The sequence below is a fragment of the Nitrosomonas sp. genome, from assembly GCF_040240425.1.
Classification (GTDB): domain Bacteria; phylum Pseudomonadota; class Gammaproteobacteria; order Burkholderiales; family Nitrosomonadaceae; genus Nitrosomonas.
The window spans coordinates 18225-39158 of sequence record NZ_QPHG01000023.1; the positions used below are offsets into that span (position 1 = coordinate 18225).

Genomic DNA, 20934 nt, shown 5'->3' on the forward strand with positions numbered 1-20934 from the left:
ACAAACAAAAAATAACGAGGAATCTGAATGGAAGGGCATGAAATCATCGGATTCATAGCCGGTTTCGGCACCACTTTCGCCGCCGCCCCGGATTTGTATGCAATGCTCAAGCGGAAAAGCGCTCAAGGCATGAATCCAACCATGGCCGGCATCATGGGCGTGTTCCAGATTGCCTGGCTTTATTACGGCGTTTTGATCGATTCCATGCCGATCATTGTCTGGAACATCATCGCCATCGCGATCAATTCCCTGACGGTCGGCGCATTTTTCCACTTTGCTCGAGCGGAGAATAATGGATGAATCCAACCAATCCCGATGATTACCGTGTAATGTTGAGCTTTCTTCGGCAGCTCATACTACCGCGCTGAATTCAGGTTTTCTGAAAATCAATCAGGTCCGAGCCCCCTTAATTACATTTTTAAACTATTAGTTCCAAAAGCTATGGAATAAGCCATGACAGCCTGCAATGCTACAGCAAATATTTTAATGTTAAGCCCTCTGGGCATTTTCGTAAAGTGACCTTGAGTTACGGGCGGCAATGCACGCCATGTAGCAAATGCTGAATAACAAAAATTCAAACAAAATAGAGCTACAGAGAGGTAGATAAGTCCCTCTGTTGATGCAACCCAAAGTAGTGAATCTGAGTTCCCTGAATTATTAGTCTTATTATTATGTCCAGCTAAAAAAAGTGTTGAACAAATAATATAGTTACGTATTGTATCAAAGAGATTTTTTATAAATTCTTGCATGCGTTAGTACCGAAACTTCCGTTAACTTATCATTCAATATTGATCAAACACTGCCTAACCAGAGTAAAAAACGAAGAAAAACAAAGGGAGTGGACTCAATTGATCTTTGCATTACATTGCATTAGAAATGCGATGTTTGGTTCATAATTATCGATTTCCGCGCAGCAATCCTGCCACACTGATATCTTCATCAACATCGGGCCAATGAATGCCTTCACCATCTCCCAGCAACTCATAATTGGTAAGTTGCTTTTGACTGGCTGATGCCAAATGTGGAAACCATACCAAAGGAACCGCGATGGTTCTTCCATCAATTAGCGAAACAATCATATCGTCATCGGAGAATTGCACGCTTTTTGCTAAAACGTGCATTTTATTCATCACCCCAAACCCGGCCAATAATGACTATCCGGCAGCGGCCGTTTACCGAAAATCGCTTGGCCGACGCGTACCACGGTGGCACCTTCTTCGATGGCCAGTTCGTAATCGCCCGACATGCCCATCGACAGTTCGTCGAACGATAATCCGGCGGGGGCTTCCTGGCGCAGCATGGCTTGGATGTCGCGCATTTTGACGAAGCATTCGCGCACGCGGTCGTGATCGGTTGAGAAGATTGCAAGGGTCATCAAACCCTTGATGCGTAGTGATGAAAACTGCGGCAGGTGTTGCACGAAATCGCGCACGGCTTCGGGTGGCAGGCCGAATTTGCTTTCTTCGCCGGAGCTATTGACCTGCACGTAGACGTCGATCGCACGGCCTTCGTTTTGCAGACGTTTGTCGAGTTCTTCGGCGACCTTAAGACTGTCCAAGGCTTGGAATTCGTTGGCGAAACGCGCCAGGTATTTGGCTTTGTTGGTTTGCAGGTGGCCGATGATCGCCCATTTGATGCCTAAATCGGCCATAACCTCGGATTTTTCGCGTGCTTCCTGGATTTTGTTTTCACCCATTTCATGAACACCGGCAGCAAAGGCGATGCGCAACCGCTCCGCGGATACGGTTTTGGTCACGGGCAGCAGCCGCACGCTGGCAGGGTCGCGTCCGGCTTTTTTGCAGGCATCGACGATGCGCTGTTTGACGGTAGCGAGGTTATTTTTGATATCGTTAAATTGCTGTTGCTGCTCTTCGTTGAGTTCCACGGCCTGCTCCTGTTGTGCGAGAAGTTAATTTTTTCTGGATGCTTGATGGAAAACCATTTTCCATTGATTACCATGGCGTTGCCATAGCGAGGTTCTAATCGATCCGGTTGTACCGGTGTCCGGTTGATCCGGCTGATCCGGTTTTTGTAGCGAATAGATTGCCAACACAAAATCACTGGTTAGTACTTTGACGCGAAAATCTTTAAAAGCCCAGCGCAGACTCGGATCTTTATGTTTCAACCAATTGATCACGTCATCTCTGCTATGAATTTGCCCGCACTGATCGATTTCCTCGAAATTTTCCGCCAATAATTCGTCGATTCGTTCAGGGTGTGCGTTCAGATTGGTTTGCAGTAAGCTAAGTTCCAGGTTTTGGATCTGCCCTGCAATGGTGCTCGCTCCCATGCGCCGGAATTACTTGACCCGCATGCCCGGCTGCGCGCCGGAATCCGGCGACAGAATGAACAATTCGCCGGGATTGCCGCCACCGGCAGCCAGCACCATGCCTTCTGACAAACCGAATTTCATTTGCCGCGGCGCGAGATTGGCGACCATCACGGTCAAGCGCCCTTTCAGCTGTTCCGGATCATATGCGGATTTGATACCGGCAAACACCGTACGTTGTTCGTTGCCGATATCGAGCGTCAATTTTAGCAATTTCTCCGCTCCCGGCACGTGCTCGGCGTTGACAATCTTCGCGATGCGCAAATCGATTTTGCTGAAGTCGTCAATCGAAATTGTTTCGGCAATCGGGGAAATGGCGTGCTGCTGTTTTTCTGCGTGCCTTGCCGGCGATTGCGGCGGTGAAGCGGTCAGGCTTTGCGTGTTGGCGGCGATCAGTGCGTCGATCTGTTTGGTGTCAATGCGCGTCATCAAGTGCTGATAAGTGTTGATGGTATGTCCCGCGGGCAGCAACAGATCGGAAACCGGTTGATCAGCCCGCAATTGCGGCCATGTCAGCGGTTCGCCATTAAGAAACGCCTCGATTTGCTGCACGGTACCGGGCAGGATCGGCTTTAAGTAACGCGATAGCAAATAGAACAACTGAATACCAAGACTGCACGCGCGGTGCAAATCGTCAGCACGATCCGCATGCTTGGCAATTTCCCACGGCGCTAAATTGTGAATCATTTCGTTGGCTTCGTCGGCAAATTTCATGATTTGACGGATGGCTGCGGAAAATTCGCGTTCTTCAAAGGCTTGTTCGATGACTTCTGGACGCCAACTGGAAAAATGTTCGTTCACGATGGCTTGCAATGCCTGATATTGCTGGCCGGAAACTAGTTTACCGTCAAAACGCTTGGTGATGAAACCGGCGCAGCGGCTGGCGATGTTGATGAATTTTCCGACCAGATCGGAATTGACGCGCGCGACGAAATCGTCCAAGTTCAGGTCGATGTCTTCCAGTGTGCTATTGAGCTTGGCAGCATAGTAATAGCGCAACCATTCCGGATTCAAACCTTGTTTCAAGTAACTTTCCGCAGTGATGAACGTGCCGCGCGACTTGCTCATTTTCTCGCCGTTCACGGTCAGAAAACCATGCGCGAAAATCTTGGTCGGCGTGCGGTAACCGGCGTTTTTCAGCATCGCCGGCCAGAATAGCGCGTGGAAGTACAAAATATCCTTGCCGATGAAGTGATACAACTCGGTATCGGATTGCGGTTGCCAGAATTCGTCAAAATCGATTTGTTCACGCGCGCACAAGTTTTGAAAGCTGCCCATGTAACCGATCGGCGCGTCGAGCCAGACGTAAAAATACTTACCGGGTGCGCCGGGAATCTCGAAGCCGAAATATGGCGCATCGCGCGAAATATCCCAATCGGAGAGTTTGTTTTCTCCGGCTTCGCCGACCCATTCGCGCATTTTGTTGGCCGCTTCCGGTTGCAGATGATCGCCATTGCAGGCCCATTGGCGCAGAAAATCGGCGCAACGTGCATCGGATAAACTGAAAAAATAATGTTCGGATGATTTGTTGACCGGTTTCGCGCCGGATACGGCGGAATAGGGATTCTTCAGTTCGGTCGGGGCATACGCCGCGCCGCACGCTTCGCAGGAATCGCCGTATTGATCCTTGGCGCCGCATTTCGGGCACTCGCCTTTGACAAAACGATCCGGCAAAAACATATTCTTCACCGGATCATACAGTTGCTCGATGCCGCGTACGGCGATCAGTCCGGCGGTTTTGAGCTTGCCGTAGATATCCTCGGAAAAATGCCGCGTTTCCGCCGAATGCGTGCTGTAATAGTTATCAAATTGAATATGAAAACCGGTAAAATCTGCCGAATGCTCATCGTGTACGCGCGTGATCAAAGCTTCCGGTGTGATGCCTTCTTTCTCCGCGCGCAGCATAATCGGCGTACCGTGCGTATCATCCGCGCACACATAATAAACCGTATGTCCGCGCATTTTCTGAAAACGCACCCAGATATCCGTTTGAATATATTCCACCAAATGACCCAAATGGATACTGCCATTGGCGTAAGGAAGCGCGGAGGTGACCAGAATTTTTCGCTTGTTCATTAATTATTAAACGAATCAGATTAAATAAGTGTCAATTGTAACAAACTGTGTGTGCATTCCCGATATTTGTTACCATTTCCCGATTAAATTGTGAGCCGCTCAGCGAGCGTTAAAAGGAGCTTCGTAGTGACCATTTCCGAACAACAAATACAATCTGTATTGCAACAAACCATTGATCCAACCACCCATAAAGATTACGTGACCGCAAAATCCGTCGGCGCGATTCAAATTGCGGGAAATAATGTCACGGTCGGCATTGAGCTTGGCTACCCCGCCAACAGCGTCAAGAATCAAGTACAGCAGCAAATAACCGCAGCATTGCAAACGGTGCCGGGTATCGGCGCTATCCAGGTAAGCGTGAACAGCAAAATCATTCCTCACGGTGTGCAGCGCGGCGTCAAGCTGATTCCCGGCGTTAAAAATATCATTGCCGTGGCGTCCGGCAAGGGCGGTGTCGGCAAATCGGCCACGGCAGTCAACCTGGCGCTGGCATTGTCGGCGGAAGGCGCATCCGTGGGTATTCTGGACGCGGATATTTATGGTCCGTCGCAGCCGCAGATGCTCGGCATTACCGGCCATCCGGAATCACACGACGGCAAGACCATGGAACCGATGCTGGCGCATGGTATTCAGGCCATGTCGATCGGTTTGCTGATCGATGCCGAAACACCCATGGTGTGGCGTGGTCCGATGGTGACACAAGCCTTGCAGCAATTGCTTAACGATACCAATTGGAAGGATTTGGATTATTTGGTGGTGGATTTACCGCCCGGTACCGGCGATATTCAACTCACACTCGCGCAAAAAATTCCGGTGACCGGCGCCGTTATTGTCACCACACCGCAGGACATTGCCCTACTCGATGCGCGCAAAGGTCTGAAGATGTTTGAGAAAGTGGGTATTCCGATTCTGGGTATCGTGGAAAATATGAGCACGCACACCTGCTCGCAATGCGGACATACAGAACCCATCTTCGGTACCGGCGGCGGCGAAAAAATGTGCCAGGACTACAATGTCGAATTCCTGGGCGCACTGCCGCTCGATATCAAGATCCGCGAGCACACCGACACGGGTAAACCCAGCGTGGTTGCAGAACCAGACGGCAAAATTGCCGGAATTTACCGTTTAATTGCGCGGCGAGTTGCCGTTAAGGTGGCTGAATCCGCCGAAGATCACTCGGAGTTATTCGCTAAAATCGTAATGGAAAATGACTAGGAAAAACTGAAGGATGACGATTAAATCAGATAAATGGATACGCCGCATGGCGCTCGAGCACGGTATGATCGAACCGTTCGAGCCCGATCAGATCCGTCATAAAGACGATCAGCGTATCGTTTCCTATGGAACTTCAAGCTACGGCTACGATATTCGCTGTTCGGACGAATTCAAGTTATTCACCAATATCAATTCTACGATTGTCGATCCGAAAAATTTTGACTCCAATTCGTTCATCGATGTCAAAAGCGATGTTTGCATCATTCCACCTAATTCTTTCGCCCTGGCACGCACGGTTGAATATTTCCGCATCCCGCGCAACGTACTGACCATCTGCTTGGGCAAATCGACCTATGCGCGCTGCGGCATTATCGTCAACGTCACGCCATTCGAACCGGAATGGGAAGGTTATGTCACGCTGGAGTTTTCCAACACCACCCCCCTGCCCGCCAAAATCTATGCGAATGAAGGCGTGGCGCAAGTGATTTTTTTTGAATCGGATGAGGTGTGTGAAACATCGTACAAAGACCGGGGCGGAAAATATCAGGGACAGCAAGGCGTAACATTGCCGAAAATTTGAAGTCAAAGGAATAAAACCATGTGGAGACTCATTGATGCTGACTCAAATATGCGCAAAACGAATCAAAAGGTTTCCGGTTATTCTCGCGTTGATTTTATTCTCCGCATTTCCCGTGACGCTTGCGGCAGAGGCTTTGAAGCATATTTCTCTGACGCGTACCGGCTTAATGCCGGAAGATATCGCCATCATCATCAATGACAGCGACCCCCTATCGCAGCAAATCGGCAGTTACTATCAGCGCGCGCGGCAAATACCCGAAGCCAATGTGATTCATCTGCGTTTCCCAGCCGGACGCAGCACCATGGCATCGACAGAGTTCGCACAGTTAAAAGCTGAAATTGACCGGCTTACACCCGAGCATGTGCAAGCATTCGCCGTTGCCTGGACAGCTCCGTACCGGGTGGAATGCATGTCGCTGACTTCCGCCTTGGCATTCGGCTTCGACAAAAAATACTGCGCCGATAAGTGCGAACCGACAGCACCAAGTCCTTATTTCAATGCGCTCGGTTCTTACCCATTCGATGATTACAAGATGCGCCCAGCTATGATGTTGGCTGGCACTTCGTTTACGCAGGTCAAGGATTTGATTGACCGGGGCATTGCATCCGATCATACGTTTCCCAAAGGTCAAGCATATCTGTTGAACACCTCGGATAAAGCACGCAGTACGCGTTCAGTAATTTTCGCTGAGACGGCAAAAGAATTTTCCGGCATTTTCCCAGTGCAGATATTGGAAGCCGATTTCATCTCGGATCGCAAGGATGTTCTTTTTTATTTTACTGGACTTACCCACGTATCCTCGTTGGACACGCTCGAGTTTATCCCCGGTGCACTGGCGGATCACCTGACATCAGCGGGCGGCATGCTGACCGATTCTTCCCAGATGAGCAGCTTGCGCTGGCTGGAAGCAGGTGCCACGGCAAGCTATGGCACGGTCATTGAGCCTTGCAGTTTTCCGCAAAAATTCCCGTCTCCAGTAGTCGCCATGTTTCATTATGCATTGGGTGCCAGTGCGCTTGAGGCTTATTGGAAAAGCGTCGCTTGGCCGGGCCAAGGTGTGTTCATCGGTGAACCTTTAGCAAAACCATTTGCGCCACTACTACGTGAAATGAGTTCAGATCGGTTTGAATTGAAAATTTTCTCGCCCCGTGCTGGGCGATTAAAAATAGAAAAATCACATTCTGCTGCCGGACCGTTCAAATTAGCTTCGCGTCCTCAGACAATTCGCCGCGGAGAGAATCGATTTCTTTTAAAGTTCAATGAAAAAACAGATGGCTATTTGAAGTTACACTGGAATTAACAAACCCAAAATAATGGATATCCGGGAAATTGTACGTTCAATATTTCCTCGTGTATCAAAACTAGAAAGCCGCACGAAACAAACTTCAAAAACACGCTAAACTTTTTTGCTAAATACCCGTCTAAATGGGCATAAATTATATATGCATAAGTTATTGTTTTTTATTAAATATTATTATAGATAAAAAAAGCTTGATTTGCCTCGAATGCAGACTATAATGCGTGCAAATTTAAATCCAGGAAACTCACCGATAAGGAGGTCATCATGAGAAGCACCAAGAACTTTTTTGCTCCCGCGGATTTAGTAAATATTCACATTCCTGAAACGTAGCGTTTTATAAAGGAGCATATGCATGGCTATACTCTCGTCCACACTTCAAAAATCCGACCAATCTGAAGTTCTGTTTGATACACACCCTGAAATCAGTCTGAATTTTGAGCATGTTCGAAATGCTTTAAGTGAAGGTTACCGACGACCTTTTTTACTGGTTGACAGCAATATAATCCGGCAAAAAACCCGGCGCTTCAAGACTGCAATGCCCCGAGTGCATCCGCATTATGCAGTAAAAGCCAATCCCGATGAGCGTGTACTGAAAACGCTGATCGAAGAAGACGCTGGTTTTGAAATTGCCTCCATCGCTGAGTTAGACGTATTACTCAAATTAGGTGTACCAGCTGCTGAAATTTTCTACAGCAATCCGATGAAATCCAGAGCTTATCTCGAATACGCCGCAGAAAAAGGCGTTGAGTGGTATGTACTCGATAGCATTGAAGAAATGCGTAAAATCTTCAGCGTTAAACCCGATGCCAAAATGTATTTACGCATCGATACCCCCAATATCGGCAGCGATTGGCCATTAGCTGGAAAATTCGGTACACACTTAGCCGATATCAATGAAATCATTCAAGAAGCCGCCAATCTCAAAGCAGATCTGGCAGGTGTTACATTTCATGTCGGCTCGCAATGCCGTAATCCGCAAAATTGGCGTGTCGGTATCGAACGGGCTAAAAAAGTATTTGCTGAAATGCAACTGGCCGGCTTGAACCCCCGCTTGCTCAATATCGGCGGCGGCTACCCGGTTCGCCACATCAAACCGATTCCTTCCATTGAAGTCATTGCTGATGTCATCAATACAGCTATTTCTGATTTACCGGACAATTTCCGTATCATGGCAGAACCAGGTCGCTATCTGGTATCGGATTCGGCTTATTTTGTCTGCCGCGTGGTTGGAACAGCAACGCGCAATGGAAAGCGTTGGATGTACTGGGATGCAGGCATGTTTGGCGGTGTCATTGAAATGACCGAGGGTTTACGCTATGAGATTCTCACCGACCGGAAAGGCAGCAATATTTCATGGTCAGTTGCAGGACCCACCTGTGACTCTGTGGATATCCTGATGCACGACTTGATGTTGCCCAACGACATACAAGAAGGCGACTTTATCTATATTCCTAATGCGGGCGCCTATACGACGGCATACGCCAGCAATTTTAATGGCTTTCCATTACCCGATGTGAAAGTGATTTAAGTTCCCAGAATGGGGGTTAGCTTAATTAAGAATCGTCAATAGAAATGGTGAAGTGACTGCATTACTTCACCATTTCTGCTTCAAGTAGCTTGAAAAATCACCGGAATTATAGCTATGTCGTGCCTGATTTACGATCGAGTACGACAAAATGATATTCTAAATTTCCCCCAACGTGTTTGTCGCGCTGCGTTTCTTCCCAGTCGCCGGGATCAAATTGCGGAAAAAAAACATCACCATCAAAATCACTCTGAATTTCTGTGATATACATACGCTGGCATATTTTAATCGTTTGCTGGTAAAGCTTTTCACCCCCGATGATGAAATTCTCAGTGTCAGTCGTGCTGGTTTCTTCACAAACCAGCAATGCATCTTCCAGAGAATTGACGACGACAGCCCCGGGTATTTCATAATCCGTTTGGCGGGTAATCACGATATTGGCCCTGCCAGGCAAAGGTTTGCCAATGGATTCATAGGTTTTACGTCCCATCACAATGGTTTGCCCCATCGTTAGAAACTTAAAATGTTTCAAATCAGCCGGTAAATGCCAAGGCAATCGATTATCCCGGCCAATAACCCGATTTTTCGCCATGGCTACCAGGATAGATAAACGTAGTGGCGTCATACAGCTACCGGCGCCTTGATAGCAGGATGAGGATCATAATTCTCCAGGCTGAAATCTTCATAGTGAAAACCCAGGATGTCCTTGATATCGCAATTTAATTTCATGGTTGGCAAAGGTTTGGGTTCGCGCAACAGTTGTTCACGAGCCTGTTCCAAATGATTGAGATAAAGATGCGCATCACCCAAGGTATGCACAAAATCACCAGCTTTAAGGTGGCACACTTGCGCGATCATCAGCGTCAACAAGGCATACGATGCAATGTTAAAAGGCACGCCGAGAAAAATATCCGCGCTGCGCTGATAAAGCTGGCACGATAACCGGCCATTCGCCACATAGAACTGGAAAAAAGCATGGCATGGCGGCAAGCGCATTTTATGCAAATCCCCCACGTTCCAGGACGACACAATCATACGCCGGGAATCAGGGGTATCTTTTATTTGCTGGATTACCTGCTGTAACTGGTCGATATGCCCGCCTTCCGCCGTTGTCCAGGAACGCCATTGATGACCGTATATCGGACCGAGATCGCCATTCGCATCAGCCCATTCATTCCATATCGATACACCATGCTGCTGCAAATAGCCGATATTGGTATTGCCCTGCAGAAACCACAATAGCTCATGAATGATCGACTTCAAATGACATTTCTTCGTGGTTACCAAAGGAAAGCCATGCGCCAGATCAAAACGCATTTGATAGCCAAAAACCGAGAGCGCACCCGTTCCCGTCCGGTCCGATTTACGATGACCGTGATCAATGACATGCTGCATTAATTCGAGATATTGATGCATCCCTATTTGAAACTCCCCGGTAGAATCAGAATAAATCCATACGTTGTAAGTCTATCCCAGCCATAATGGGTATAAGACGTATATAATATCAATATTAATTACAGCAATCATTCTTAATGCAATGACGCACAATTCTGTCATTCAAAAAAAACTATACAACAGGAAAGCTTTCAATGCTGGCATCCCTTTTCCAAAATACATCATCGATCGATCCATCGACTAAAGCATCACATATTCTCGTAATCCTCCCGAAGTTAGAAAAACTCCCTAAAAAGTATGATATTCCCGGTGAAGAATCACTGAATAAATTACTTTTGCGCCGCGAGATAAGATTAACGGATCTTATCAATACGCCAGTGAGCGCCAACCTTCCGGATGGCGAGCTATGCGCTTGGGCGATGGTCGACACGAACCAGACCGTATTCGAGCAACAAACCACCGTGAGAAAAGCGGTCAAATTGCTGCTTGGCGAAAATCCTGTTGAATTGCATATTACTGTGCATGGCACAACGCAACAAAGAAAAATCTTTTCCGAATTGGCTGTTTTTACCAGCTGGGTGAATGGCGCCGTACTCCCGGTGCGCAAAAACAAACCCGTCAGAAAACCGCTGGAGAAAATTTTTTTATATGGCTACAAAGATGCTGGAAACTTTACGCTGCAACGCGCCCGGGCGGAAGGAAATTTGCTTGCGCGCGGTTTGACTGCATTACCGGCCAATGAATTAACACCCACCACTTATCGCCAGCAAATTAAGAAATTGGCTGAGAATGAGGGCTGGAAATATCAGGAATATGATTTCAATAAGTTGAAAGAAATCGGCGCAGGCGCTTTTGTGGCGATAGCGCAAGGCAGTGATACCGAAGACGCCGCCATCGTCCATCTGCAATATCAGGGCAAGCAAAATCCGGACAATAAAACCATCGCGATTGTCGGAAAAGGCATTTGCTTTGATACCGGCGGCCATAATCTAAAACCAGCCCGGTATATGCAAGGAATGCATGAGGATATGAATGGATCGGCCGTCGCATTGGGCATTTTGCTTGCCGCAACGCGCGCTGAAATCCCAATTAAAATGGACTGCTGGCTAGCCATAGCACAAAACCACATCAGTCCTCGTGCATATAAACAAAATGACATCATCACGGCACTCAGCGGGCTATCCATCGAAATCGTGCATACCGACGCCGAAGGACGAATGGTATTGGCGGACACTTTGACATTGGCCAACCAATTAAAACCTGATTTGATCATCGATTTCGCTACGTTAACAGGCAGCATGAAAACTGCCTTAGGATCCCGCTACAGCGGAGTTTTCAGCAACCGCGATGAGTTATTGCAAGTCGCCATTGCCGCGGGCAAAGAAAGTGGTGAGCGTGTGTGTGTTTTCCCGATGGATTCCGATTATGAAGAAAACCTTGAAAGCGCCATTGCGGATATCAAGCAATGCGAGCTAGGGGGAGAATTCGATCATATTCTCGCTGCTTGTTTTCTACGGCGCTTTGTCAGCGATACACCATGGTTGCATATGGATTTATCGGCTAGCAGCCATAAGGACGGTTTGGGCGCGGTAGATAGCGACATTACCGGATTTGGGGTCAGTTGGGCGATCGAGCTGCTAAAAAGTGTTTGAAATCGATATTTGCAATCAGGAATAGCGCCTAACTTCTCGCAATCACGAGCTTCTGGCCAACGGACAAGTTTTCATCGCTGTTATTCCAAAGCTTGATCTGGTTGACGGTCGTACCGTAGCGCTTGGCGATTTCATATAAGGTATCGCCTTTTTTCACCACATAAACATTCGATTGATAATTCTGCAGCTGTTTCTTCTTCAGTGCGGCAGCATCGCTATAATCCTCTGGCACAATCTGCGGTACCAATATTTTTTGTCCGAGGGTAAGATTTTTACTGCGCGCAATACCGTTAATTGTCTGCAATTGCTTCACGGTAGTCTGATGGCGCGCTGCGATTTCATTAATACTTTCCCCTTTCTTCACGTGATAAATTTGCCAAGATATTCTAGGATCTTGATATGTCTCAAGATTCTTCAGAAAAATATCTTTATTTCTTTTAGGCAACAACAACGTGCGAGGTTCGTCTATCACCTTGATGACATAACGATTGTAGGCAGGATTTAATGCATTGAATTCAGCTTCGGAAATATTGGCAAGACGTGTAACGAGAGGGATGTCGATGTGTTCATGTATTTTGATTTCATCAAAATACGGTCGATTCGCTATCGGCCGGATTTGTATGCCATATTTCTTACTATTGACTATTATATCTTTAACGGCCAATAGCTTATAAACATAGTGCTTGGTATCGCTGGGTAGATTCAAATCATAAAAATTGCTCGACCTGCCCTTATGAAGACTTCTGGATAAAACCTTACTGACTGCACCTTCGCCCAAATTATAAGCCGCGATGGCCAGTTTCCAGTTATCAAATTTCGCATGGAGATACTGCAAATAATCCAGTGCAGCTCGGGTAGAAGCTATAACGTCACGGCGGTCATCGTGCCATACATTTTGCGCTAACCCTAGGATTTTCGCCGTTTCGGGTTGAAATTGCCACAAACCCACCGTTTGGCTATTGGATTTTATCAGCGGATTGTAAGCGCTTTCTATGACCGGCATCAGTGCGACTTCCATCGGCATGCCACGACGCTCAACTTCCTCTACAATATGAAACAGGTACCGCTCGCTATTAGCGATGATGCGATTAAATAACTCTGGATTCTGTGTATAGGAGGCGCCTATTTTGCGAATTGTTTTACTATCGGGTGGCAGTGCCAAGGCAAAACCGTTTTGTATACGACCCCACAGATTTGCATGATACTGAATCTTATCTTGTACTAATGTATCCGCAAATGCATTCAGTGCTATAAATGAACAAAACCCAAGTACTAGCGATATCAGCAAAACAATGCTTTTTCTTTTTAAAATCATTTACATATATTATTTTCTATATCCATATCGATTAACAGGATATATAAATTTTTTGCATTTGCAAACTATTTTTTACAAAAAAGAAAATGAAAATTTAATAAATATATTTAATAATCATATTATTAAATTATCATCTTCAAGGTAATTATTAAGAATCATTCACGAATATTCGACTGAGTATTAAATTCCTGTAGCAAAACCACCGGTTTTGGCTGCCATCCTTTTTTCCGGTGATCAACGATAACATTGGTAAAAATACCGCCACGCACATAAAAACGCGCAGTTAACCGGATATAGCGAGGCTTTAAAACAGCGACGAGATCGTCGAGAATTTTATTCGTCACAGCTTCATGAAACACGCCCTCATTCCGGTACGACCAGATATAGAGTTTCAAGCTTTTAAGTTCGACGCATTTTTTGTCTGGAATATAATCGAGAATTAATGTGGCGAAATCGGGTTGTCCCGTTTTCGGGCACAAACAAGTGAATTCAGGAATCTCCATATGAATATGGTAGTCCCTACTGGTAAACGGATTCGGGAAGGTTTCAAGTGTTTTTTCAGGTTTGCTGGCCATTCTTCTTCATGCTCGTAGTTAAATTAATTCGGTTACAATGATAAAATGCGACATGCGCTTTATTTATTATAACTGCCTTACCCAATAAACAAAAAATTGCGCCTAGCTCATATCAAGCTCGCCGGCTTCAAATCATTCGTCGATCCCACTGTAGTTCCCGTTTCGCAAGATCTGGTTGGTATCGTAGGCCCTAACGGTTGCGGTAAGTCGAACATCATCGACGCTGTACGATGGGTGTTGGGAGAATCGAAAGCTTCCGCTTTGCGGGGCGATTCGATGCAGGATGTCATTTTTTCCGGATCGGATAACCGCAAAGCGGTTGGCCGCGCCAGTGTGGAAATCGTCTTTGACAATCATCTCAATAAAATTACCGGACAATGGTCCAGCTACGCTGAGATCGCCATCAAACGTGTCATTCAACGTGATGGCAACTCAAGTTATTACATCAATAATCTGCCCGTGCGGCGCCGGGATATTGCCGATCTCTTTTTGGGCACGGGTGTCGGAGGCCGGGGTTATGCCATTATCGAACAAGGCATGATTTCCCGCATCATTGAAGCCAAGCCGCAGGACTTACGAAACTTTCTCGAAGAAGCTGCCGGAATTTCCCAGTATCGTGAAAGAAGGCATGAAACATCCACTCGTCTTGCTGAGTCGAGAAAAAATCTCACCCGCTTGGAAGATATTTGCCAGGAATTGGGCACACAGCTGCAGCATCTGGAAGTGCAAGCAAAAATCGCACAACAATACAAACAATTGCAGGAAAATCTGCACCACTCGCAATCCCTGCTATGGGTATTGCGTAGAACCGAAGCGCAGAAACAGCAGCAGCGTGCGGAACAAGACATTCAGAAGCTGGAAGCCGAGTTGGAAATTGTGCTTGCAAGTCAGCAGCAAGCGGAAAAAGACTATGAAGCAGCCCGCACCAAAGAACATGCTGTTAACGACCAATTGCTTCAGGCACAGGGGCAACTGTATACGGCGGATGCCGAAATAGGACGTTTAGCGCAGGAAATCAATCATCTAAACAGCACGCATGATCGCCTGCTACAACAAACGCAACAAGTTGAAAATCAGCTGCAAAAAAATAATCAGTTAAAAGCTAGCAAACTGGAAAATCTGGCGCATTGGCAGCAGGAAAAAATAAAAATTGAATCAGCGCAACAAGACAGCATTCAAAAATGCCATGAAGAAAACGACAAACTTCCAGCCATAGAGGCAAATTTTCATGCCTGTCAGGAAAAATCAAACCAGCTCCGGCAGGATTTACTGCTCGTCGAACAAACCAACCGCCTGGAAGACAATCAACTCGTGCATGCGGCAAAAAATATTCAACAGCTTGAGGCGCGCCATGCCCGCTTATTAAAAGAACAAAGCGAATTTGTGCTCATTGATCCCAGTCAATTAACGGAATTACAGCAGCAGATCGATAACACTGAAAATAGGCTGGAAGAAGAACAAGTTAAGCATCAGGAAATCGAAATACAACTCTCGGCAATAACCCAGTCCAAACAGCATATCGTCAGAGGAATTCAAGAACTGCAGCAGACATTGTCGCAAGCGTCAGCTCGCCATACGGCATTGCAAAATTTGCAGCAGAAGCTGGAAAACAACCAGAGCTTAACCGCCTGGCTCCATCAACGGCAGCTGGATACTCTGCCGCGCTTATGGCAGAAAATCAGCATCGCGCCGGAGTGGGAAAACGCATTAGAAGCGATTCTGCGCGAACGGCTTAATAGTATTGAGATCGAGCAGCTGGATAGTATCCTCGATTGGATTGACGGCGTGCCGCAGGGAAAATGGACGCTGCATGAAAAATCCGGCACCGTCGATGATCTATCGTCCAGTGACACGCACAACCACACTGGTCAAAAATTACTCACCTGCATCACGGTCAATCAGCCTGAAATCCAATCCGTACTGAGTCATTGGTTAAAAAATGTATATATCGCCGGTGATATCCAAGAAGGTCTCAGCGGTAGAAATTCTCTGGGCTCTGGCGAACTGCTCGTTACTCGCCAAGGACACATCCTGACCCGTACCAGTATCACTTTTTATGCGCCCGACTCGCAATTGCATGGGGTCTTATCAAGACAGCAAGAGCTTATTCAAATACAAAAAGAAATGGACCAGCTCGAGCCCGCCCTGCGCATACAGCGCGATCTGCTGGCCAAAACCGAGCAGCAGTTCGCTGAACTGAACAATGCCATTCAAACGGTTGATAAAAATAGCAAGCAATTGCAACAGCAGCGGCATTCATTACAACTAGATGCGGTGAAATTGTCGCAAGCCAGCGAACGCGCAACACACCGCCATAACCAGATCAATGCTGAGTTGACAGAAATCCGGCAAGCCTTAGAGCACGAGTATGCGCTGCGAGAATCCGCAACCATCCATTTGCAGGAAAATCAGCAAAAAATTGCCGCACTCAAGGAGCAAACGCAGCAAGCACAGCTCGCCTGGGAAACGGCCAATCAACAACTTGCACGGCAACGGCAAAACATCCAACAATCGACCCGCGTGATGCAAGAGGCAGCGTTTCAGGCGCAAACCTGCCAGAACAAAATCATGGAAATCGAGTTGAATATACAGTCGCTGGATGAAGAACTGCAACATTTAACGCAAAACCAAGCCAACTTACTTAGCGAGATGGACGAACTGAATGTTGCGCCGCTCACCGGACGCTTAGAAACCGCCCAAACACAGCGAAAATCGATTGAACAAGCCGCATTGCAAGCACGTCAGGCAGTTGAGGATACCATCAGCCATTTACGGCGCATCGAAGAAGCCCGGATGGCATCGGAACAAAAATCGCATGCGCTGCGTGAGGCCATTAATCAAGTCCGGCTCAAGGAACAAGCGGCGAGTATCGCCATTGGCCAATTTGATGAATTGATCCAAGACGCTCATGTTGATACCGGAGTGTTATTACCCTTAAGTACCAAGAAAAGTGTTACCGGACTGCATTCAGAGATCGAAAAACTGAATGCGGAAATTGCTGCACTAGGGGCTGTGAATCTTGCCGCATTGGAAGAGCTCGAAAATGGCCGGAGCAGAGAATCCAGTCTGCTAATGCAATTACAGGATTTAAATGCAGCCATTGCAACTTTGGAAAGCGCTATCCAGCAAATTGACCGGGAAACCGAATTACGTTTGCAAGACACATTTACTCAAGTCAATACTTACTTAAGTGAGATTTTTCCAGTCATTTTTGCCGGTGGGCAAGCCAGACTCGAATTCTGCGATGATAAAAATTTAGATGCCGGCTTATTGCTGACCGCGCAACCGCCCGGAAAGAAAAATAGTTCCATCCAATTATTATCCGGCGGAGAAAAAGCATTGACCGCTTTGGCATTGATTTTCTCCTTATTCCGGCTCAATCCAGCACCTTTCTGCTTGTTGGATGAGGTTGATGCTCCACTTGACGACAGCAACACCAGCCGTTTCTGTGAATTGGTGAAAACTATGGCCAAACAAACGCAATTTCTATTCATCAGCCATAATAAAATCACGATGGAAATGGCGCAGCGATTAATTGGAGTTACAATGCAAGAACAAGGGGTATCAAGGATAGTGGCTGTGGATCTTGCTGCGGCGGTTCAAATGGGCAAACGCGAAAAACAACCTGCTATTTAATGACTGTGATTAATTCCATAAAGCTGACATAATTTAATTTTAATACTGCACGTAACGGTAATTGTGCGAAATAGCAGGGAAATAATATGGAGATATTGAGTATGAGTGACTTGCAGATAAGCTTGATCATCATCGGCATCATCGTTATTGCCGGTGTCGTTGTCTTCAACTGGTGGCAACAACTGCGTTACCGGCGGAAAATTCAATCTGCGTTCGATCATAACCACGATGACATTCTGCTCGATGACCAAAATTCCGATGAGCCGTTTCAGCGGATTGAGCCAAAATTTAATAAAGTCCCGGCAGATATCCCGTTAGATACTTTTGCGCCAATCGATACGCCAGCGGCGAGTGAGCCCAAAAGGCCACCGGCGGCGGCACCTGCTCAAGCTGCAATCAATATCCCTATTAGCACCGCTACGGCTACAACTTCGCCGGCCGCTTCGCCGCTATTGGATTACGACGGCAATACGAATTACATCGTCAACATCCGTTCCGAGTCCGTCATCCCCAATACCCATATTGCAAAATTACTGCAACGAAAATTCGATTTCGGCAAGCCGGTATACTGGCTCGGTCAACAAGATAAAAATGAACCCTGGGAGGAGATTACCAATGAATCCAATGTCGATAGCGATGGTTACAGCCATTTAAAAGGCTGCTTGCAGCTTGCCGATAGAGCGGGTCCGATCAGCGAAGTCAATTTATCCAAATTCCGCGATCTGGTGCAGGATTTCGCAGCGCAAGTTCATGCCGCAGCGGAATGCCCGGACATCGTCAGCGCACACGAAAAAGCCGTCCAGCTCGATAAATTCTGCGCCGATGTGGATGTCATGATTGGCATCAACATCATCAGCAAGGACAACGGCGCCTTTGTCGGCACCAAGATTCGCGCATTGGCCGAAGCATCCGGCTTTAAGCTGGAGTCAGATGGTTTATTCAAGTATCGCGACGATACCAATAACGTATTGTTCATACTGGGTAATTATGAATCCCCTCCGTTCTTGCCTGAAAATATGAAATCGTTAACAACGCATGGTGTTACTTTCTTATTGGATGTACCCAGAGTCGCGCAAGGAGAAAGAATATTTGATCAGATGACGCATCTGGCGAAGATTTTCTCTAATACGCTGGGCGGAATCATGGTTGACGATAACCGCGTCCCGCTCAGTGACAGCGGAATTCAAAGAAGCAAACAACAGCTCATCGAAATACAAACCGCAATGAAAAAAAATCATATCAACGCGGGCAGTCCGAGCGCATTGCGGTTATTTGTATAAATATTTTTTAATAAAAAATTAAAGTTAAATCTGTGAGCATCCGTAATCGCTAGGACAACTGTCAATTGTTTCAATAAATAGTATTAACAATAGATAGTTAGCCGATATAGTTCAGCGATAATTGTGGAATGATAGCTATAATAATGATAAATATTATAATTTAGTGATAAGACGTACTTAATACCTAGAATCACTGCCAGACAATTATTTAATAACTTATTGATAAAAAGATAAAATGGATAATACCTCGAATACAAACCAACCTTTTTCACCGATCGAAGTCAAACTGGAATCCGGGAAAGATTATTATTGGTGTACGTGCGGTCGCAGCAAATCACAGCCTTTTTGCGACGGCTCGCATAAAAATACAGAATTTACACCCAAGAAATTTAGTGTGAGTGAAGACAAAACTGCATGGCTATGTACCTGCAAAAAAACCGGTAATGCTCCTTTTTGTGATGGCACACATCGCAAACTATAAGTACCGAAAAATAAAGTCTCTATAAAAAAACAAAAACCACAACAAAAATAATAATATTTCAGTGAATACCCGGGCACAGCATAAGAATTGTAGATTTGGTTACCCATTAACCCTTTTAATAGTTCATAAATTAGTGCCCCATGAAAACAGAACTGAAATCCTTAGAAGATAAAGTTTTTCAACTTTTACGCTTGTATCAAAATACAAGCACTGAAAATAATAAACTGCGCAAAGAACTTGCAGACTCGCATGCGCATTGCGAGAAATTAAATGAGAAAATACATGTCACAGCGGATCGGCTTGAAACACTTTTGTTAAACATACCCGATAATGAATAATGAACCGCTAAACCTCAACATCATGGGGCGGGATTTTTGCATTGCTTGCCCCGATGAAGAACGTGAGGAAATTCTGCTTGCCGCAGCTTATCTTGATAAAAAAATTCAAGAAATCAAAGCAGAAGGAAAGATTGTTGATTCTGATCGCATTGCGCTTATCGCAGCATTGCAGATCACGCATGAACTGCTGATGCTGCGCAATGGAACTGGCTTTGACATCGATGAATTTCGGCGTAGAATTGTCTCATTAAGAAAGAAAGTTGATGAAGTTCTGACTGATAAAGAAAGTTAGTATAGTGAATAGTTACAGTTGTAAATCAGGTTAATCCCTGCGGTGTTCGTTTAGACTTATATTCTTTGAACCATTTTTAGAAAATGGTTGTGGATTACAGTGATACTGTTGTGCGCGTCCTTTCGGGATGTTCCTGATGTATCCATGAAGCAACCACCTTGGACCCTATGGTTCAAGATGACGGTCTGACGGCATATGTGGGGAGCTATTGCAGGACAAGAGATATTCAAAACATCTCTTGTCCTTTTTAGTTTTTTCTTTCCGCAATGACTACACACGCAATTCCATCGATGCAGCAAAGCAACAGAAATCCTCCCTTCCGCACGAAAACATTCTTATTTGATATCGGTCGCGTATTGCTGGATTTTGATTTTGAGTCGTCGCTGGCGCGATTGATTCCGTCAGGAATCGATGACGCGCACGAACGGATTCGTTCGGTGCTGCACCGCAAAGACGAATTGGAAAGCGGGCAAATTGATCCAGCCGGTTATGCGGATTGGGCACTGAGTATCTTGGGGAGTGATGCTACTCGAGAGCAGTTTTACCAGGCTTGGCAACAAATCTTCACTCACAATGCGCCCATGTGGCATTGCGTTCGTCAACTGGCCGCCGATAACCACAATCTGATTCTGATCTCAAATATCAATGCGATCCATTGTCCGTGGATATTTACTGCCTACCCTGAGTTCGCTTTATTTGAACACAAAATTTTGTCATTTGAGGCCGGTATTTTGAAACCGGAATTGGCCATTTATCAATATGCAATAAACACATACCGACTGAATCCAGTCGAGACCATTTATATTGACGATCAGCCGCAAAATATCGCGGCCGGTCAGCAGATGGGATTTCTCTGCTGGCAATATGATCTGAATCATCATCAGGCATTCGAGGTTTGGCTTGAAAAGACGCTAGCTGCCGGTTAAACAAATACATCGTGGCAAA

General features: G+C 46.2%; 21 protein-coding genes and 1 other RNA gene. 13 read left to right on the plus strand and 9 right to left on the minus strand.

The annotated features are described in order from the left end of the window. The first annotated feature begins 27 nt into the window (after nt 1-27). Nucleotides 28-300 (plus strand): SemiSWEET family sugar transporter, encoded by a 273-nt coding sequence (locus DU481_RS10110; RefSeq protein WP_350134201.1) that lies wholly within the window; start codon nt 28-30, stop codon nt 298-300. Between the two features lie 110 nt (nt 301-410). Here DU481_RS10110 and DU481_RS10115 read toward each other — a convergent pair whose 3' ends face one another. From DU481_RS10115 to metG, 5 genes are all read right to left on the minus strand, one after another. Further along, nucleotides 411-749, minus strand: a complete 339-nt coding sequence (locus DU481_RS10115; protein ID WP_350134203.1) for a hypothetical protein — start codon at nt 747-749, stop codon at nt 411-413. A 147-nt stretch (nt 750-896) separates the two neighbouring features. Further along, nucleotides 897-1130: a DUF2442 domain-containing protein gene (locus tag DU481_RS10120; protein ID WP_350134204.1), complete on the minus strand. Its 234-nt coding sequence runs from the start codon at nt 1128-1130 to the stop codon at nt 897-899. Next, nucleotides 1130-1885, minus strand: coding sequence for a YggS family pyridoxal phosphate-dependent enzyme (locus DU481_RS10125; RefSeq protein WP_350134206.1), 756 nt, complete (start codon nt 1883-1885; stop codon nt 1130-1132). Before DU481_RS10125 ends, DU481_RS10120 begins: the two co-directional genes overlap by 1 nt. A gap of 24 nt (nt 1886-1909) precedes the next feature. Then, the gene (locus tag DU481_RS10130; RefSeq protein WP_350134208.1) at nt 1910-2290 is read right to left on the minus strand and encodes a nuclear transport factor 2 family protein; all 381 of its coding nucleotides are present in this window, start codon (nt 2288-2290) and stop codon (nt 1910-1912) included. 9 nt (nt 2291-2299) lie between these two features. Then, nucleotides 2300-4405, minus strand: coding sequence for a methionine--tRNA ligase (gene metG, locus DU481_RS10135; protein WP_350134210.1), 2106 nt, complete (start codon nt 4403-4405; stop codon nt 2300-2302). 126 nt (nt 4406-4531) lie between these two features. On the opposite strand from metG, the gene apbC reads away from it, so the two are divergent. From apbC to DU481_RS10155, 4 genes are all read left to right on the plus strand, one after another. After that, the gene (gene apbC, locus DU481_RS10140) at nt 4532-5620 is read left to right on the plus strand and encodes an iron-sulfur cluster carrier protein ApbC (protein WP_350112909.1); all 1089 of its coding nucleotides are present in this window, start codon (nt 4532-4534) and stop codon (nt 5618-5620) included. Between the two features lie 13 nt (nt 5621-5633). Further along, entirely contained in the window at nt 5634-6200 is a 567-nt protein-coding gene (dcd, locus tag DU481_RS10145; protein ID WP_121164714.1) for a dCTP deaminase, read from the plus strand. Between the two features lie 34 nt (nt 6201-6234). Next, complete coding sequence (locus DU481_RS10150; protein ID WP_350134212.1) at nt 6235-7500, plus strand: TIGR03790 family protein; 1266 nt, start codon at nt 6235-6237, stop codon at nt 7498-7500. A gap of 352 nt (nt 7501-7852) precedes the next feature. Beyond that, nucleotides 7853-9028: a type III PLP-dependent enzyme gene (locus DU481_RS10155; protein WP_350134214.1), complete on the plus strand. Its 1176-nt coding sequence runs from the start codon at nt 7853-7855 to the stop codon at nt 9026-9028. A 112-nt stretch (nt 9029-9140) separates the two neighbouring features. Here DU481_RS10155 and DU481_RS10160 read toward each other — a convergent pair whose 3' ends face one another. Together DU481_RS10160 and DU481_RS10165 are read right to left on the minus strand one after the other, a co-directional pair. Beyond that, nucleotides 9141-9650, minus strand: coding sequence for a dihydrofolate reductase (locus DU481_RS10160; RefSeq protein ID WP_350134216.1), 510 nt, complete (start codon nt 9648-9650; stop codon nt 9141-9143). Next, nucleotides 9647-10441, minus strand: a complete 795-nt coding sequence (locus tag DU481_RS10165; RefSeq protein ID WP_350134218.1) for a thymidylate synthase — start codon at nt 10439-10441, stop codon at nt 9647-9649. The genes DU481_RS10160 and DU481_RS10165 overlap by 4 nt, the downstream gene beginning before the upstream one ends. 173 nt (nt 10442-10614) lie before the next feature. On the opposite strand from DU481_RS10165, the gene DU481_RS10170 reads away from it, so the two are divergent. After that, the gene (locus DU481_RS10170) at nt 10615-12072 is read left to right on the plus strand and encodes a M17 family metallopeptidase (protein ID WP_350134220.1); all 1458 of its coding nucleotides are present in this window, start codon (nt 10615-10617) and stop codon (nt 12070-12072) included. A gap of 28 nt (nt 12073-12100) precedes the next feature. Here DU481_RS10170 and DU481_RS10175 read toward each other — a convergent pair whose 3' ends face one another. Both DU481_RS10175 and queF read right to left on the minus strand, forming a co-directional pair. After that, nucleotides 12101-13387 (minus strand): LysM peptidoglycan-binding domain-containing protein, encoded by a 1287-nt coding sequence (locus DU481_RS10175; protein ID WP_350134222.1) that lies wholly within the window; start codon nt 13385-13387, stop codon nt 12101-12103. A gap of 155 nt (nt 13388-13542) precedes the next feature. After that, the gene (queF, locus tag DU481_RS10180) at nt 13543-13962 is read right to left on the minus strand and encodes a preQ(1) synthase (protein WP_121164725.1); all 420 of its coding nucleotides are present in this window, start codon (nt 13960-13962) and stop codon (nt 13543-13545) included. A gap of 96 nt (nt 13963-14058) precedes the next feature. On the opposite strand from queF, the gene smc reads away from it, so the two are divergent. From smc to DU481_RS10215, 7 genes are all read left to right on the plus strand, one after another. Next, nucleotides 14059-17598, plus strand: coding sequence for a chromosome segregation protein SMC (gene smc / locus DU481_RS10185; RefSeq protein WP_350134224.1), 3540 nt, complete (start codon nt 14059-14061; stop codon nt 17596-17598). 101 nt (nt 17599-17699) lie between these two features. Then, the gene (locus DU481_RS10190) at nt 17700-18878 is read left to right on the plus strand and encodes a cell division protein ZipA C-terminal FtsZ-binding domain-containing protein (RefSeq protein ID WP_350134226.1); all 1179 of its coding nucleotides are present in this window, start codon (nt 17700-17702) and stop codon (nt 18876-18878) included. A 235-nt stretch (nt 18879-19113) separates the two neighbouring features. After that, complete coding sequence (locus DU481_RS10195; protein ID WP_350134228.1) at nt 19114-19359, plus strand: CDGSH iron-sulfur domain-containing protein; 246 nt, start codon at nt 19114-19116, stop codon at nt 19357-19359. Nucleotides 19360-19499: 140 nt separating this feature from the next. Continuing rightward, nucleotides 19500-19697 carry a hypothetical protein gene (locus tag DU481_RS10200; protein WP_350134230.1) on the plus strand — a complete coding sequence of 66 codons (198 nt, stop codon included), beginning with the start codon at nt 19500-19502 and terminating at the stop codon, nt 19695-19697. After that, nucleotides 19690-19989, plus strand: a complete 300-nt coding sequence (locus tag DU481_RS10205; protein ID WP_350134232.1) for a cell division protein ZapA — start codon at nt 19690-19692, stop codon at nt 19987-19989. The genes DU481_RS10200 and DU481_RS10205 overlap by 8 nt, the downstream gene beginning before the upstream one ends. 31 nt (nt 19990-20020) lie before the next feature. Next, nucleotides 20021-20197, plus strand: a non-coding RNA gene (gene ssrS / locus DU481_RS10210) — 6S RNA. Between the two features lie 58 nt (nt 20198-20255). After that, nucleotides 20256-20915 (plus strand): HAD-IA family hydrolase, encoded by a 660-nt coding sequence (locus tag DU481_RS10215; RefSeq protein WP_350134234.1) that lies wholly within the window; start codon nt 20256-20258, stop codon nt 20913-20915. Nucleotides 20916-20934 lie beyond the last annotated feature (19 nt).